This is a genomic window from Coprococcus sp. ART55/1 (assembly GCF_000210595.1).
Lineage (GTDB): Bacteria > Bacillota > Clostridia > Lachnospirales > Lachnospiraceae > Coprococcus > Coprococcus aceti.
Window position 1 is genome coordinate 2,454,355 of the sequence record NC_021018.1, and the last position, 15,923, is coordinate 2,470,277.

General features: G+C 46.5%; 14 protein-coding genes. 13 read left to right on the forward strand and 1 reads right to left on the reverse strand.

Annotated features, from left to right (window positions below; genetic code table 11):
• From CCU_RS11030 to CCU_RS11085, 12 genes are all read left to right on the forward strand, one after another.
• Positions 1–1,858, forward strand: a 1,858-nt coding sequence (locus CCU_RS11030; protein ID WP_208896182.1) for an Ig-like domain-containing protein, incomplete at its 5' end; no start/stop codon positions are given.
• Positions 1,859–1,913: 55 nt separating this feature from the next.
• A complete protein-coding gene (locus tag CCU_RS11035; protein ID WP_015534715.1) occupies positions 1,914–2,183 on the forward strand; it encodes an Ig-like domain-containing protein in 270 nt (89 codons plus the stop codon).
• Between the two features lie 225 nt (positions 2,184–2,408).
• Positions 2,409–3,032: a GDSL-type esterase/lipase family protein gene (locus CCU_RS11040; protein WP_015534716.1), complete on the forward strand. Its 624-nt coding sequence runs from the start codon at positions 2,409–2,411 to the stop codon at positions 3,030–3,032.
• A 102-nt stretch (positions 3,033–3,134) separates the two neighbouring features.
• Positions 3,135–4,067, forward strand: coding sequence for a cysteine synthase A (gene cysK, locus CCU_RS11045; RefSeq protein ID WP_015534717.1), 933 nt, complete (start codon positions 3,135–3,137; stop codon positions 4,065–4,067).
• Positions 4,068–4,080: 13 nt separating this feature from the next.
• The gene (locus CCU_RS11050; protein ID WP_015534718.1) at positions 4,081–5,091 is read left to right on the forward strand and encodes a sulfate ABC transporter substrate-binding protein; all 1,011 of its coding nucleotides are present in this window, start codon (positions 4,081–4,083) and stop codon (positions 5,089–5,091) included.
• Positions 5,092–5,109: 18 nt separating this feature from the next.
• Complete coding sequence (gene cysT / locus CCU_RS11055; RefSeq protein ID WP_015534719.1) at positions 5,110–5,979, forward strand: sulfate ABC transporter permease subunit CysT; 870 nt, start codon at positions 5,110–5,112, stop codon at positions 5,977–5,979.
• A 22-nt stretch (positions 5,980–6,001) separates the two neighbouring features.
• Positions 6,002–6,874: a sulfate ABC transporter permease gene (locus CCU_RS11060; protein WP_015534720.1), complete on the forward strand. Its 873-nt coding sequence runs from the start codon at positions 6,002–6,004 to the stop codon at positions 6,872–6,874.
• Positions 6,875–7,046: 172 nt separating this feature from the next.
• A complete protein-coding gene (locus tag CCU_RS11065) occupies positions 7,047–8,108 on the forward strand; it encodes an ABC transporter ATP-binding protein (protein WP_015534721.1) in 1,062 nt (353 codons plus the stop codon).
• 25 nt (positions 8,109–8,133) lie between these two features.
• Positions 8,134–9,912 (forward strand): adenylyl-sulfate reductase subunit alpha, encoded by a 1,779-nt coding sequence (locus CCU_RS11070; RefSeq protein ID WP_015534722.1) that lies wholly within the window; start codon positions 8,134–8,136, stop codon positions 9,910–9,912.
• Complete coding sequence (locus CCU_RS11075) at positions 9,893–10,207, forward strand: 4Fe-4S dicluster domain-containing protein (protein WP_015534723.1); 315 nt, start codon at positions 9,893–9,895, stop codon at positions 10,205–10,207. Before CCU_RS11070 ends, CCU_RS11075 begins: the two co-directional genes overlap by 20 nt.
• A gap of 23 nt (positions 10,208–10,230) precedes the next feature.
• The gene (gene cysD, locus CCU_RS11080; protein ID WP_015534724.1) at positions 10,231–11,130 is read left to right on the forward strand and encodes a sulfate adenylyltransferase subunit CysD; all 900 of its coding nucleotides are present in this window, start codon (positions 10,231–10,233) and stop codon (positions 11,128–11,130) included.
• A gap of 1 nt (position 11,131) precedes the next feature.
• Complete coding sequence (locus CCU_RS11085) at positions 11,132–12,772, forward strand: sulfate adenylyltransferase subunit 1 (RefSeq protein ID WP_015534725.1); 1,641 nt, start codon at positions 11,132–11,134, stop codon at positions 12,770–12,772.
• 94 nt (positions 12,773–12,866) lie between these two features.
• Here the strand turns inward: CCU_RS11085 and CCU_RS11090 are convergent, their stop codons facing one another.
• A complete protein-coding gene (locus tag CCU_RS11090) occupies positions 12,867–13,568 on the reverse strand; it encodes a hypothetical protein (RefSeq protein WP_208896184.1) in 702 nt (233 codons plus the stop codon).
• 632 nt (positions 13,569–14,200) lie between these two features.
• Here CCU_RS11090 and CCU_RS11095 point away from each other — a divergent pair.
• A complete protein-coding gene (locus CCU_RS11095) occupies positions 14,201–15,574 on the forward strand; it encodes an MATE family efflux transporter (protein WP_055145444.1) in 1,374 nt (457 codons plus the stop codon).
• Positions 15,575–15,923 lie beyond the last annotated feature (349 nt).

The following is a 15,923-nucleotide window of genomic DNA, read 5'->3' on the forward strand; positions in this document are numbered from 1 at the left end:
CAGCAAAACAAATGGAAAGATGTATGTTGGCAGAACGATGCAGCTAAGCCCGGTGATAAAGCCGGCAGATGCAACAAATAAAAAATGTGCATGGAGTTCTTCAAATGATAAGGTAGCCATGGTAAATTCTGAAGGAAAAGTATATGCGGTTGCTGCAGGAACAGCAGTGATAACAGCAAAGGCTACAGATGGCACAGGTAAGAAGGCGACATACAAAGTCACAGTTGCGAAAGCGAACACCATAGCATCTGCAACTGTCAGTGACCCACAAACTGTGCAGGTTACATTATCGGGAAGTCAGAAACTTCCGGCTTCCAGTTTTGTTGTAAAGGCGAGCACGGTACTGAATGGAACATATAACTATACCATTCCATTGGACGGCGTGACGACAAAGGACAATAAAACCTACACCATAGCGCTGAGAAGAGGATGCTCATTAAGCGATTATGTGAGAGTCTGTGTCTATGTAGATGGACTGTATGGCACAGGTAAGTCAAGTATTGAGACATATTATTCCAAGGATCATTCAAATAGAAGGGTTTATATGACTTATGAACTTGAACAGAATGAGTCATTCAGCAGAGAATTTACAGTGGATCGCGCAAGAGGAATATGTAAAATTACTGTAGACAAGCTCCCTGATGGTGTGAAATATGCAATAAAAACGGATGGAAGTAACGCGATCAGTTTCAGTGGAACAGTGAGAAAGACAGGAACAACGAAAACAACAATTAAGTCTGTTGATGAGCTGGGGGATATAGTTACATACATAATCACATGGAATGTCAGCAGTTCGTCGGTGATCGCGGCGTATTATATACCTCAATACGGCATGATAGGCACGGATGATAAATATTATTCAGTAAGTGTGAAGCCTGCATCTGTCGCAGGCGGTTCAGGGAAATACACTTATAGCATAGACGGGGATGACTATGGCTTGAGTGTTGATATAACAGGAAGGGTCACAGGAAAAATTTATCAGGAGGGAACATATAACCTGAAGGTAAAGATAACGGATGACAACGATACGAAGATCAGCACCACAGTTAACTGTGAGATAAATGCTAAAAAGGCGATCAAGGTTGAGGGGTATGTTAAGGATATAAATGGAAATAACCTGAACGGGGTATCGATCAAGTTCTACAATCAGGATAAAGCAACTCCTTATAAGCTTGCGTGGAATGGTGCTACATCAAGAAATGATGGCTCATATTCGATGGATCTGTTCCCTGGTACATACGAAGTGGTAATATCCATAAGAGATGACAGCACATATCTGTATAATCAGAAATTTGACAAGTCTGAGACTGGCAGAAACTTTGTATCAGATGTATTAAAACTTACTGTAAATCCTGACAATGCCAAGTATTCTGTTGATGATATCGGAGCATGGTATGATGAATATGACAGACAATGCGGTACAAATGGGTATGTTTATCTTGTTCCAGGAACATCATATACACTTAAGGCCAAAGGAATGGGTAAGCGAGGAGTGATAACTGCAAAGGTAGACAGAAAGGCAGTTTCAGTCACAGCAAAAATGTCTGAGGATGTGATCGAGATTGGCGATAAAACATCATTTTATGCGGAAAAAGAAGAGTTATACAAATTTGTTCCAAAAACCACGGGCACATATTACTTCTATTCAATTTCGACAGGAGATCCGTATGGATATCTGTATGATGAGAACAGAAAAGAGCTGGCAGCAGTGGATGATGTAAATCACGATCTGTCAACTAATAAAAATGATTTTTGCATGAGTTATAAATGTGTTGCGGGCAAGGCATATTATATATCCGTAAGCAGATATTCGTCGAATGTATATATATCAAAAACTAACCCGAAATCGGGTAATTAACTATTGGGGGGGTAAGTTAAAATAAGAGGGACTGTATGAAAAGGTACAGAAAGATATGGCATTTGTTGCGGTGCTCCTTGCTTTCGCGCTGACATTTACGAGTGTCAGCGTGCCGGCAGAAGCAGCGACAACGAGTGTAAAGAGTATTACAGTGAAGAAGGTGATCACAGTAACGGTCGGACAGCCGGTGACAGGCGTGAAGCTGAGCAAGACATCGCTGATCGTGGTCAAGGGTAAGACCGCTGCACTTAAGGCTACGGTCACTCCAGCAAAGGTCAGCAACAAGAAAACTGTATATATCTTCCGTTTCTCCGTGATCGGGTGAATAAGTTAATTTAAAAATGTGGACAGGCTGTCGCCTGACTTATAGATTAAGTCGGGTGACAGCCTTTTTGTATACAAAAACACATAATCCCTATTGACATAGTAGGAAATAAGTTGTATACTCCAACACGTTGACAGATAATTACTACATATCAGATAGGATATATGTGGATTGATGATGAAATCCATTGAACAGAGCGAGGTTCAATAGACAGGAGGTGGACACATGCAACAGGTGTTGTGCTTTGGAGATTCCAATACATGGGGATACAATCCTGAGAATGGGGAGAGATTTCCCTGGGGAATCAGATGGACCAGTATATTGCAGCAGAAGCTGGCAAATAAAGATATAAGGATCATAGAGGAAGGCCTCTGTGGAAGAACAACAGTGTTCGAGGATCCACTGAGACAGGGAAGAAAGGGCGTGTCGCTGTTCCCAACTCTGCTGGAGACACACAAACCGGAGAATATAGTAATCATGCTTGGAACAAATGACTGTAAGACGGTGTTCTCGGCATCACCGGATGTGATAGGCAAGGGAATACGGAGACTGCTCATTCAGGCAAAACAGTATTCAGCAGACAGCAGGATACTTCTCGTATCGCCGATACACTTAGGCGAGCAGGTGTGGAAGGATGAATTTGATCCTGAGTTCTCACCGGAATCCGTTGAGGTGTCAAGGAAGCTCACAGATGTCTATAAAAAGATAGCCGACGAGTTTGGTGTAGAATTTCTGGCGGCGTCATCTGTGGCGGACAGCAGCGAGGCAGATCAGGAGCACATGAATCTGGAAGGCCATGCGGCTCTGGCGGGAGCGATAGAGGAAAAGATTTATCAGATGGCCTGTTAAAAGAATTATATAGAAAATAATGTACAGTATATAAAGATAGTAAAGAATCAAGAAAGACCATAGAGACTTGAAAAAAGTAAAAAAAGAAAGGAAACAAGAACCATGGCAAAGATAGCATCACAGTTGACAGAACTTATAGGAAACACTCCACTTCTGGAGCTCACAAATTATGAGAAGGAGCTTGGACTCAAGGCACACATCGTTGCAAAGCTTGAGTATTTCAACCCACTTGGCTCAGTAAAGGATCGTGTGGCAGCAGCCATGATCGAGCAGGGAATCAAGGATGGTCTCATCAACCAGGAGACAGTCATCATTGAGCCTACATCAGGAAATACAGGAATCGGACTTGCATTTGTATCAGCGGCAAAGGGCCTTCACCTGATACTTACAATGCCGGATACCATGAGTGTTGAGCGTAGAAAGATTGTTTCAGCTCTCGGTGCTGAGATCGTATTAACACCTGGAAGAGAAGGAATGAAGGGAGCCATCGCCAAGGCAAATGAGCTCAAGGAGCAGTATGGAAATGCATTCATCCCACAGCAGTTTGAGAACAAGGCAAATCCTGCTATCCACAAGAAGACAACAGCAGAGGAGATCTGGAGAGATACAGACGGAAAGGTTGATGCATTTGTATCAGCAGTAGGAACAGGCGGAACAGCCACAGGAACAGGAAGCGGACTTAAGGAGCACAACCCGAATGTCAAGCTGATAGCAGTTGAGCCTGCTGATTCACCTGTTCTCTCAGGCGGTGCACCTGGCCCACACAAGATTCAGGGAATCGGAGCAGGATTCGTACCTGGCGTTATGGATCTGAGCATCGTGGATGAGATCATCAGGATCCAGAACGATGATGCATTTGACACATCAAGAAAAATAGCAAAGACAGACGGTGTGCTGGTTGGAATATCTGCAGGTGCTGCACTCTATGCGGCAACTGAGCTTGCAAAGAGACCTGAGTACGAGGGCAAGACTATTGTGGTTCTTTTCCCGGATACAGGAGAGAGATACCTCTCAACATCACTGTTTAACCTGTAATTAGGAGAAAAATATGAGACTTGGGAAAAGAGTATTGCTTCTGTCCATGGCGGCGGTGCTGGCGATAGGTGCTGCCGGCTGTGGCGGGAAGAAGGACGATGTTATCACAATTACAAATGTTTCGTATGACCCAACGAGGGAGCTGTATGAGCGATACAATGACATGTTTGAACAGTATTACAAAGAGCAGTACGGACAGGACATCAAGATCATCCAGTCTCATGGAGGTTCCGGTTCACAGGCCAGATCGGTTGTGGAGGGCTGTAATGCGGATGTTGTCACACTGGCACTTGAGCATGACATTGACCTCATATCGGCAAATGGTCTGATAGATAAGGGCTGGATAGATGAATTTGACAAGGATTCAGCACCCTACACATCCACTATCGTGTTCCTGGTGAGAAAGGGAAATGCTAAGGATATAAAGGACTGGAACGATCTGGTGAAGGACGATGTGGAAGTCATAACACCTGATCCGAAGAGCAGCGGCGGAGCCTGTTGGAATTTTCTTGCGGCTCTTGCCTATGCCAGAACTACATACAGCGATGAAGCTGATATATGGCAGTTCATGAAGAAGCTTTATCAGAATGTGTCGGTCATGGATTCAGGAGCCAGAGGTTCGACGACTACATTTGTGGAGAATGGCAAGGGTGATGTGCTTATAGCCTGGGAGAATGAGGCGATAGCAACCCTGAAGGAATACCCGGAGGATTACGAGATAGTTAATCCGTCGGTGAGTATACTGGCTCAGCCGAGTGTGGCGGTTGTCGATGACAACGCAAAGCACAATGGGACAGAGGAGGTCAGCACAGAGTATCTGAAGTACCTGTACAGCGATGACGCTCAGAGGCTTGAGGCTGAGAGCGGATACCGCCCGACAAATGAGAAGATACTCGCAGAGTATGCGGATGTGTTTGATCTGGACATCAAGCAGTGGACCATAGATGATTTCGGAGGCTGGGACAAAGCCTATGAGGATTTCTTCGATGACGGTGCAAAGTTTGACGAGATATATGATTATTAAAATGGATTGGAAGACGAGATGGCAGCAGAGGAAAATGGCAAGAAGGATAAACTTAATAACGCAAAGAAGACCAGAGTTATCCCGGGATATCATCTGACGCTTGGAATAGTCATTGCAATGCTGTCGCTGATAGTTCTGATCCCGCTGGCATCGGTGCTGGTGTCATCGCTGAAGCTCTCACCGGGTGAATTCTGGCATCTGCTTCTGAAGAAGAATGTGCTGAATGCATTTAAGACCAGCATCGGCTGTTCGTTCATAGCGGCGATAGTCAACACGGTGTTTGGTCTGATAATAGCGTGGACACTGGTCAAATACGATTTTCCCGGCAAGAAGATACTGGACGGATTCATAGAGCTTCCATTCTGTCTGCCAACGGCGGTTGCCGGTATCACACTGTCGAGACTTTACAGTGAGGATGGATTTCTTGGAAAAACGCTTGCGGCTCTTGGAATAGACGTTGCATACACGAAGATAGGACTTACCATCGCCCTCGTATTCGTTGGAATACCATTTGTCATAAGGGCGGTGCAGCCGATACTTGAGAAGATGGACAATCAGTACGAGGAGGCGGCTTACATGCTGGGAGCCACACCGAGAAGAACATTCTTCAAGGTTATTCTTCCGGAGCTCAGGCCGGCGCTGCTTACAGGATTTGGATTGGCATTTGCCAGAGGAATCGGAGAGTACGGCAGTGTCATCTACATATCGGGCAACAGCGCAAAGGAGCAGACGCAGGTCATATCATACGTGATCATGCAGAAGCTCAGCTACATAGACTATGCCAGCGCAACAGCCATAGCACTGGTGATGCTGGTAATATCATTTGTACTGTTGTTCGCGATCAACATAGTACAGCTGAGACAGTCCAGAAGGACTAACTTACTTTAATTTAGAAAAAGGAGGAAACACAATGAGCGAACAGGAAAAGCTGCAGCGCGGCAAGCGCAGGACAAAGATAATACTGATAACCGTGACGGTGCTTTTCATAGTGCTCATGCTTGTTGTTCCACTTATATCGGTGATAACAAGTGCGCTGAAGGAGGGCTTTAAGTTCTACCTGCAGTCCATCACGACAGAGTACGTGATAAGTGCACTTGGTGTCACACTTATTGCCACAGTCATAGCTGTGATGGTAAACACATTTTTCGGAATATGTGCGGCATGGCTGCTGACGAAGTTCTCCTTCAAAGGCAAGCAGGTGCTGGCGACACTGATAGACATTCCGTTTTCCATATCACCTGTCATCGTAGGTCTTGCCTACCTCATGACATTTGGAAGACTCGGATGGACGTATCCGGCGATCAGATGGATCAATGATATGCTGGGAACAAATATCAGGATAACTTTTGCAGTTCCGGGCGTTGTGCTTGCTACCATATTCGTGACATTCCCATTTGTGTCAAGGGAGCTTATCCCGGTGCTGAACGCCCAGGGCAAGGATGAGGAGGAGGCTGCGGCGCTCATGGGGGCGAAGGGCTTCACGATATTCAGAAGGATAACACTTCCCCAGATGAAATGGGGACTCATATACGGAATAATTCTCTGTACCGCCAGAGCACTCGGCGAGTTCGGTGCGGTAAATGCACTGTCCAAGACAAGGGGCGGGACATTTACACTTCCACTTGAGATCGATGCGCTGTACATGTCGGGAACGGAGGAATCCATCACAGCGGCATTTGCAGTATCATCCATACTGGTGATCATAGCGGTCATCATATTGTTTCTGAGAAATCTGCTTGAGTACAGAGCGAAGAGGAAACGCGCTTATGAACGAAGTTCATAACTCTCATGCGCGTGACGACCTGCCGCTGAGCGGAGGCGAGGGGGCGATACCCGAAAAAGGGCGATATCCGATAAGGGCGAAGTGAGATAGTCTGCATATGGGATGGCTTGCAGGAGTTTCGAGAGATAGATCAGGTGCGGAAGAATAAGAGAACAAAAAGGAGGCTGACGACATGTACGTCGAGATGAAAAATATATATAAGAAATATGGAGATTTCCTGGCGTCCAACAATGTCAGCTTTGGTGTGGAGAAGGGCAAGCTGGTGGCGCTTCTGGGACCGTCGGGAAGCGGAAAAACGACACTTCTCCGAATGATAGCCGGACTTGAAAATCCAAATTCCGGTGACATATACATAGACGGCAGGCGTGTAAATGATATACCAGCTGCGAAGAGAGGAATAGGATTTGTATTCCAGAATTATGCACTGTTCCGTTACATGACGGTATTTGACAATGTGGCATTTGGACTTGAACTCATGAAGGTTCCAAAGAAGGAGATCAAGAAGAGAGTTATGGAGCTTCTGGAGCTTACAGGGCTGTCAGGTATGGAGAAGAGATATCCGAATCAGCTCTCAGGCGGACAACGGCAGAGAGTGGCATTTGCCAGGGCGCTGGCACCGAATCCACAGGTGTTGCTGCTGGATGAGCCATTTGCCGCGATAGATGCAAAGGTCAGGACAGAACTTAGGACATGGCTCAAGGAGATGGTTGAAAAGCTTGGCATAACGAGCATATTTGTCACTCACGATCAGGATGAGGCTGTGGAGGTTGCGGATGAGATCATCATCACCAACCACGGACAGATAGAGCAGATGGGATCGCCGATGGAGATATACAAGACGCCGTCCACACCGTTTGTGGCACAGTTCATCGGAAGGTCAACTGTTGTGGAGGACTACGAGAAGCTCAAGGGCTTTGACAGAGTGCCGGGAGCAGACAAGGCAGTCATCAGACCTGAGTTTGTAAAGATATCCAAGAGCGGCAGACTGGATCAGTACCAGAGTGCGGCGGAGTCGGGGATAGTCAAGGATGTGCTGTTCCGCGGAAGCCATCTGGACGTCACGGTGGATGTCAACGGAGTGGAGATCGTCGCCGAGAGATCCATGGAGAAGGATGTCGTAAAGCCGGGGGAGCAGGTCCACGTTCTAATCTACAGGCTGTATGTATTTGATGAGAATCAGACATATCTGCTGGAGAACAAGGCAATGCAGGACAACGATGTATTCTACATCTAATTATAAAAGTGATTGGAGAGAAAATATGGGTATTGCAAACAGGAAAATACTTCATACGGACATTTTGATAATCGGTGGTGGTACGGCTGGCTGCTATGCAGCGCTGACCGTCAGAGAACATTCTGATTATTCCATCATCATCGCCGAGAAGGCGAACATAAAGAGAAGTGGATGTCTGGCGGCGGGTGTGAACGCCATCAACGCATACATAGTGAAGGGCAGAAAGCCTGAGGACTATGTGGATTACTGCAGGACAGATGCTGACGGAATTGTCAGAGAAGATCTTCTGCTTTCAATGTCACAGGGGCTGAACCGTGTCACAGACAAGATGGAGAAGCTGGGCCTTGTCATCTTAAAGGACGAGAACGGTGAGTATGTTGCGAGAGGCAACAGAAATATCAAGATAAATGGCGAGAACATGAAGCCGCTGCTTGCAAAGGCAGTGGAGGAGCTTGACAACTGTCAGATACTGAACAGAGTCAACATCACGGATTATATAGTTGAAAATAATCAGATCCTCGGGGCATTTGGATTCTCCATAGAGGATAATACAGCCTACGAGATCAGAGCAAAGAAAGTGCTCTGTGCTACAGGTGGTGCGGCGGGACTTTACAGACCGAACAATCCGGGATTTTCGAGACATAAGATGTGGTATCCGCCGTTCAACACCGGAGCGGGATACGCAATGGGAATAAATGCCGGAGCGGAGATGACCACATTTGAGATGAGATTTATAGCACTCAGATGTAAGGACACAATAGCACCTACGGGAACCATAGCCCAGGGTGTCGGTGCCAAGCAGGTCAATTCACTCGGCGAGATATACGAGAACAAATACGGACTCACCACATCCCAGAGAGTGTATGGAACGGTGAGGGAGAATATAGAAGGAAGAGGTCCATGTTACCTGAGAACAGAGGGCATCACCCCTGAGCAGGATGACTCATTGAAGAGGGCATACCTCAACATGGCTCCGAGCCAGACTCTCAAATGGCTTGAGTCCGGTAAGAATCCGAGTGAGCAGAATGTGGAGATAGAGGGCACAGAGCCTTATATAGTCGGCGGCCACACGGCGAGCGGTTACTGGGTGGACAACGACAGAGAGTCCACAATACGCGGACTGTTCGCAGCCGGAGATGTGGCGGGCGGATGTCCACAGAAGTATGTGACAGGAGCGATGGTTGAGGGAGAGATAGCAGCCATTGCCATGGTAAAGCAGCTTGACGAGGGATACCTTGATCCTGAGCTTGACGAGGAGGCTGCATTTGACAGAAAGATAGAAGAGTACGATCATTTCCTCGATACCGACGAGAAGATGTTCACATACGAGGCGATAGAGGAGGCCATGCAGAAGGTCATGGACAACTACGCCGGAGGAATATCCACCCACTACCAGTTCAACGAGAAGCAGCTTGAGCTGGCAAAGGAGAAGATAGAGCAGCTCCAGAAGCTTGTATGGCACATAAGTGCCCACGACATGCACGAGCTCATGTTTGTGTATGAGGTGAAGGAGAGACTCACAGTTGCACTCTCTGTAATCGCACACCTGAAAGACAGGAAGGAGACGAGATGGCACAGCTTTGCTGAGAACCTGGACTACCCGGAGAAGAGCAAAGACTGGGAGATATTTGTAAACTCAAAGATGGTGGACGGCGAGCTTAAGATGATACATCGTGAGCTGGTTAATTTGTGCCAGGTTCCCGCAGGGAATATGGCATGCAGCGTCAGCCCCTCGCCGGAGGCGACTTCAAATGGGCTGATGTTCCAAGGAAAGGGGGATGTATATGAGCATAGTGATAAATAAAGAGCTTTGCAAAAACTGCGGCAAATGTGCAAATGTCTGCCCGGGTTACCTCATAAAGAGAGATGAGGATGGACAGATATTCATGAAATACCCAAAGGATTGCTGGGGATGCTCATCCTGTATCAAGGAGTGTGCATTTGACGCCATCTCATTATATCTCGGAGCTGACATCGGCGGAATGGGAAGCCAGATGTCGGTGGAGAACAAAGGAGATCTGCTTCTGTGGAATATCCGCAAGATGGATGGCACCACAGACCAGATAGTGATAGACAAGAAGGAAGCTAATAAATATTAAAAAGAAGAAAGGTTGGTATAGATATGGGTACATTATCACATCTTGATGAACTGGAGGCAGAGGCGATATACATTATCCGCGAAGTTGCTGCGGAGTGTGAGAAGCCTGTTATGCTTTACTCCATAGGAAAGGACAGCTCGGTAATGCTTCATCTGGCACTCAAGGCATTCTATCCTGAGAAGCCGCCATTTCCATTCTTGCATGTAAATACAACATGGAAGTTCAAGGAAATGATCGAGTTCAGAGACAAGACAGCGAAGAAATACGGACTTGACATGATCGAGTACATCAACGAGGAGGGTGTCAAGAAGGGCATCAACCCATTTGACCACGGTTCAGCATACACAGATATCATGAAGACACAGGCACTCAAGCAGGCTCTTGACAAATACGGTTTTACAGCAGCATTTGGTGGCGGACGCAGAGACGAGGAGAAGTCCCGTGCGAAGGAGAGGATACTCTCATTCAGAAATGCACAGCATGCCTGGGATCCAAAGAACCAGAGACCGGAGATGTGGAAGTTGTTCAACACCAAGATCCAGAAGGGCGAGGAGGTCAGAGTGTTCCCACTTTCCAACTGGACAGAGGCTGATATATGGGAGTACATAGAGCGTGAGAACATAGAGATCCCATCACTGTACTTTGCAAAGGAGAGACCTGTTGTATACCGTGACGGCAATATCATCATGGTCGATGATGACAGAATGAAACTCAGACCTGGTGAGAAGATAGAGATGAAGAGTGTTCGTTTCAGAACTCTCGGATGCTATCCACTGACAGGCGGCGTGGAGTCCACAGCGGACACACTCCCTGAGATTATCGAGGAGACGCTCAGTGCGGTATCCTCAGAGAGAACCACCAGAGTTATTGACAACGAGGCAGCAGGCAGCATGGAGCGTAGAAAGAGGGAGGGATACTTCTAAGATGAGCGGATTACTGAAATTTATAACATGCGGAAGTGTAGATGACGGAAAGTCAACACTTATAGGACATATATTATACGATTCAAAGCTTTTATATGCAGATCAGGAGAAGGCTCTGGAGCTTGATTCCAAGGTAGGAAGCCGTGGCGGTGCCATCGATTATTCACTTCTTCTGGACGGACTGATGGCGGAGCGTGAGCAGGGTATCACCATCGATGTTGCATACAGATATTTTACAACAGACAAGAGAAGTTTCATCGTGGCGGATACACCGGGTCATGAGGAGTACACAAGAAATATGGCGGTTGGAGCTTCATTTGCCGACCTGGCAGTCATCCTCATCGATGCAAAGCAGGGCGTGCTGGTGCAGACCAGAAGACACGCAAGGATCTGCGCGCTGATGGGAATCAGATACTTTGTATTTGCAGTAAATAAGATGGATCTTGTCGGATACGATGAGAAGCGTTTCAACGAGATAGTTGAGCAGATAAATGAGCTGTCATCAGAGCTCAGCCTGCCAAATATCACGATAATCCCAGTGTCAGCTACAGAGGGTGACAATGTGACAAATAAGTCAGAGAACATTCCTTGGTATGAGGGTCCAGCACTCCTTACATACCTTGAGGATATAGATATCGCAGAGGATAACACAGAGGCAGGATTCTATATGCCTGTTCAGAGAGTGTGCCGTCCTGACCACACCTTCAGAGGTTTCCAAGGTCAGATCGAGGATGGTGAGATCCACGTTGGAGACGAGATCAACACACTCCCAAGCAACGAGACTGCAAAGGTCAAGAGCATCCATGTGGGATTTGACACAGTTGACTCAGCCCAGAAGGGACAGCCTGTAACGATTCAGCTTGACCGTGAGGTTGATGTGTCAAGAGGATGTGTGCTCACAGTTGATTCAGGTGCAAAGGTTGCATCTTCGATCACCGCAACACTCCTCTGGATGGATGACGATGAGCTGTACAATGGCAAGAACTTCTTTGTGAAGCTCGGAACAAAAATGATCCCTGGTACAGTTACACATATCGATTACACCATAGATGTAAATACAGGTGAGCAGAAATCAGCGGACACCCTTTCCAAGAATGGTATCGCAGTCTGCAGGATCGCATTTGCCGACAGGATCGTGGTAGACGAGTTCAAGAAACACAAGACTCTCGGAGAACTCATACTCATCGACCGTGTCACAGACATGACAAGTGCCTGCGGTGTTGTCGAGGAGGTTCACACTGAGGAGACCGGAATTTACGAGGGACGCGTGGACAGAAATGTGCGTGCAGCGATCAAGGGCCAGAAGGCTGTCATTGTTCCATTTGCAGCAGGCAATGTCACAAGAGATTTCGTTGAGTCTGTAGAGAAGAAGCTCAGCATCGATGGACGTCATACATATCTGTACGCTCCAGATATCCGCGAGGATGTAAATGCTGTATTAAAGCATCTTCACCACGCAGGAATCATTGTACTTCTCTTCGCAAGCGAGCAGCAGATCGCAGGAATCAAGGTAGAAGGCGCCGAGGTTTACAATGGCGACTGGAATGCTGACGGCGAGCTTGACGCAGACGAGATAGCAGACGAGATCCGCAAGGAGTCTGTATACGATGCAGCCCAGGTTCACGATGGAAATTACATCTAAAAAGATCACGTAGTAATATAATAATAAGCGAAGGACGGAGGTGTTTTATGCCTTCGTCCTTCGCTTTTGTATAGAAAGTAGTAATATGAAATATTTATTTGTCAGAACCTTTAAGTCTGGCTATTTCTGCCCTTAATTCGGCAAGCTCGTTGTCCTTGTCGGCGAGCTTCTTGTCTTTGTCGGCAATCTCCTTATCCATTTCAGCCATACGTTTTTCCATCCTGGCTTTCTCTTCCTGAAAAACATCCACAAATGTAATAATCGACTGTTCCACCATATCCGTAACCTCCTCGGTCTCTTCAAACTGGGAATATAGGCGAGTATAAAGCATCTGAGTAAATCTGTATAGTTGTGCTCCATCCTCAGCTGTTATATTCCCAAGTTCCACGTGCTTGACTATGCTACCCATTATATCTGTTTTGATGAGGCTTTTCAATGAGGCTATATTCTTTGGTGTACGTGCTTTCTTATTCCTCAGCTTTTCGCGGAGTTTCAGAATGTAGAATGGAATCAGGATGATCATTTTCCTGTCGTTTATTTCCTTTACGGAGCAGGACGTGAGTTTTGTAACAGGGACGTTATAGATTATGTTCTGGGTATGCCCGAATCCCACCTGCAACGAATATGTATCAGGTACTGATTTTGGTACATTGCTCAGATATATCACACAGGGTTCAGGAAAATGAATTCGATATACCTGACAGCCCTCTTCGTCCTGCAGTATCTCCTTAGTCTGATCTGCATATCCCGCTCCATATGAAAATACACGGAATACAATAGAATCATCCTTTTTCATCTGCGCTTCCATATGATATGCATCGGAATTGTTGATTACGAGTATGGTGTCGGCCAGAGTTGTGGTCATAGAATTCTGATTATCGTGAACATTTTCAGTCCAGTGATAAGATACTGTTGAGTTTTCCGGATCGTAAAACATGTTGAACAGGCCGTTAATCATGTTGATCACAGCTTTCGAGGACAGCGTGAGAATCTTCTTGAAGATGCTGTCATAAAGTTTTCTTGTTGTTGGCAAGAGTGTTCCTCCTTAGTATTTTATCCGGCCGGTAGGCACACTTTAGACCATTCAAATCGCTGTGTCAATAGGTTTTGGCAAATGCGTTTATAAAGCGCAGAGTGACGCTGTGAGTGGAAAAATAAGGGGGAAATGGGAGGTGATTTTACTATTTGTATAGTAGACGAGGGAATATGTTTTGCTCTTGTTTTGTTTGCTTCACATCCTCCATTGTGCCCCAACATACTCTGTGTTAAAATTGTTCATGGGACTAGGCACCAATGGTACGAGGTGCTGCGACTGGGAGACCGCCATGAAGCGGGCTGATGAATATATGTACAGGCAGAAGAGCGAACATAAGCATTGCTGTGTGTGATTTATCAGAACATATATGATATTAGTTGGTGAGGAAAGAAATGAGTTCTACATTAAAACAAAATAAATATGAAATTGATATGTGCAACGGGACGATCATGGATAAGCTGATCTCATTTTCGCTCCCGCTTATGCTCTCGGGTATTCTGCAGCTGATGTTCAATGCGGTGGATATCATTGTTGTAGGGAAGTTCAGTGGTAACGAGTCGCTGGCGGCGGTCGGTTCAACCACAGCACTTATCAATGTATTCACCAATTTGTTCATAGGGATATCCCTTGGGGCAAATGTGCTTGCGGCAAGGCTTTATGCCGCAGGAAAAGATAAAGAAATGTCAGAGACAGTACATACCGCGATCGCGCTGGCGCTGGTCAGCGGTATTATTATGGCCTTTGTCGGGTGGATTTGCGCAAAACCGGCGCTTGAGCTTATGGATACTCCGGGGGATGTCATCGGACTTTCTTCTTTATATATGAGGATATATTTCCTGGGAATGCCATTTTTCATGCTGTACAATTACGGCGCTGCCATACTCAGGGCGGTGGGAGATACCAAAAGACCACTCCTTTTTCTGGTTATATCCGGAATTGCAAATACAGGCCTTAACCTGTGTTTTGTGATCATTTTCAAGCTTGGAGTTGCGGGGGTCGCAATCGGAACAGTCATCTCACAGCTGATATCCTGCGTACTCGTCCTCCGCTGCCTGTGCAGGTCAGAAACGAGCTATCAGCTTAGATTTTCAAAGCTTACCATCAAGGGTGCATATGTAAAGCAGATCTTTTCGGTCGGAGTTCCGGCTGGAATCCAGAGCACGGTCATCAACTTCTCAAATGTACTGCTGCAGTCGTCAGTCAACTCGTTTGGCTCGGTTGCCATGGCGGGCTACACGTCGGCAAATAATATATTTGGCTTTCTGTATGTGACGGTGAATGCTGTAACGCAGGCGTGCATGAGTTTTACGAGCCAGAACTACGGTGTCGGCAAATGGAAACGTATGGAGAGAGTTCTGATCGACTGTCTGATATTGTCATTTGCGGCAATGATGGTTCTGGGCAATGGAGCGTATTTCTTTGGACCGCAGCTGCTGCATATATATACGAGCAGCGACGCGGTTATAAAGTGCGGAATGGAGATTCTGCTGTATACGACAGTCACATATTTCCTGTGCGGATTTATGGACTTGTTCCCGGGGGCGCTTCGTGGGATGGGACATTCCGGAGTTCCGATGCTCCTCTCGATCATAGGAACGGTGGGAACCCGAATCGTGTGGATATACTGGATTTTCCCGAGACACAGATCCCTGGCGGTTCTGTTCATCTCATATCCGGCGTCCTGGATCATAACCCTTGCTATGCAGATAGTATGTTATTTCTATGTGAGGAAGATGCTGTATAAGAAAATTGCAAATAAGAAATGAGTGAAAACGTATGGGGAAGCTGCCAGAGAAATGGCATGTGCCGTGTATACCGTACGGAATTATAAAATAAGCAATGCGCCCCTCGCCGCTAACGCAGCTCGTGAGGAGGGGCTGCATGAACGAAGTTCATATTTAATCAGCCCCGACGACCTGCCGCCGAGCGAAGGCGAGGGGGCATTACCAGAGAATGGCATACGCCGTGGAAGACGGACGGAATTATAAAATAAGCAATGCCCCCCTCGCCGCTAATGCGGCTCGTGGAATGGCATGCGCCATATAGATAACAAAAAAACACCAGTTGATTGTGAGCAAGCTCCCATCAACTGGCATTTTTTTATTATCTGCATTG

Coding starts and splice junctions, on each gene's coding strand:
- CCU_RS11035 (WP_015534715.1), top strand. CDS start 1,914: ATGGCATTTGTTGCGGTGCTCCTTGCTTTCGCGCTGACATTTACGAGT.
- CCU_RS11040 (WP_015534716.1), top strand. CDS start 2,409: ATGCAACAGGTGTTGTGCTTTGGAGATTCCAATACATGGGGATACAAT.
- cysK (WP_015534717.1), top strand. CDS start 3,135: ATGGCAAAGATAGCATCACAGTTGACAGAACTTATAGGAAACACTCCA.
- CCU_RS11050 (WP_015534718.1), top strand. CDS start 4,081: ATGAGACTTGGGAAAAGAGTATTGCTTCTGTCCATGGCGGCGGTGCTG.
- cysT (WP_015534719.1), top strand. CDS start 5,110: ATGGCAGCAGAGGAAAATGGCAAGAAGGATAAACTTAATAACGCAAAG.
- CCU_RS11060 (WP_015534720.1), top strand. CDS start 6,002: ATGAGCGAACAGGAAAAGCTGCAGCGCGGCAAGCGCAGGACAAAGATA.
- CCU_RS11065 (WP_015534721.1), top strand. CDS start 7,047: ATGTACGTCGAGATGAAAAATATATATAAGAAATATGGAGATTTCCTG.
- CCU_RS11070 (WP_015534722.1), top strand. CDS start 8,134: ATGGGTATTGCAAACAGGAAAATACTTCATACGGACATTTTGATAATC.
- CCU_RS11075 (WP_015534723.1), top strand. CDS start 9,893: ATGAGCATAGTGATAAATAAAGAGCTTTGCAAAAACTGCGGCAAATGT.
- cysD (WP_015534724.1), top strand. CDS start 10,231: ATGGGTACATTATCACATCTTGATGAACTGGAGGCAGAGGCGATATAC.
- CCU_RS11085 (WP_015534725.1), top strand. CDS start 11,132: ATGAGCGGATTACTGAAATTTATAACATGCGGAAGTGTAGATGACGGA.
- CCU_RS11090 (WP_208896184.1), bottom strand. CDS start 13,568: ATGAAAAAGGATGATTCTATTGTATTCCGTGTATTTTCATATGGAGCG.
- CCU_RS11095 (WP_055145444.1), top strand. CDS start 14,201: ATGAGTTCTACATTAAAACAAAATAAATATGAAATTGATATGTGCAAC.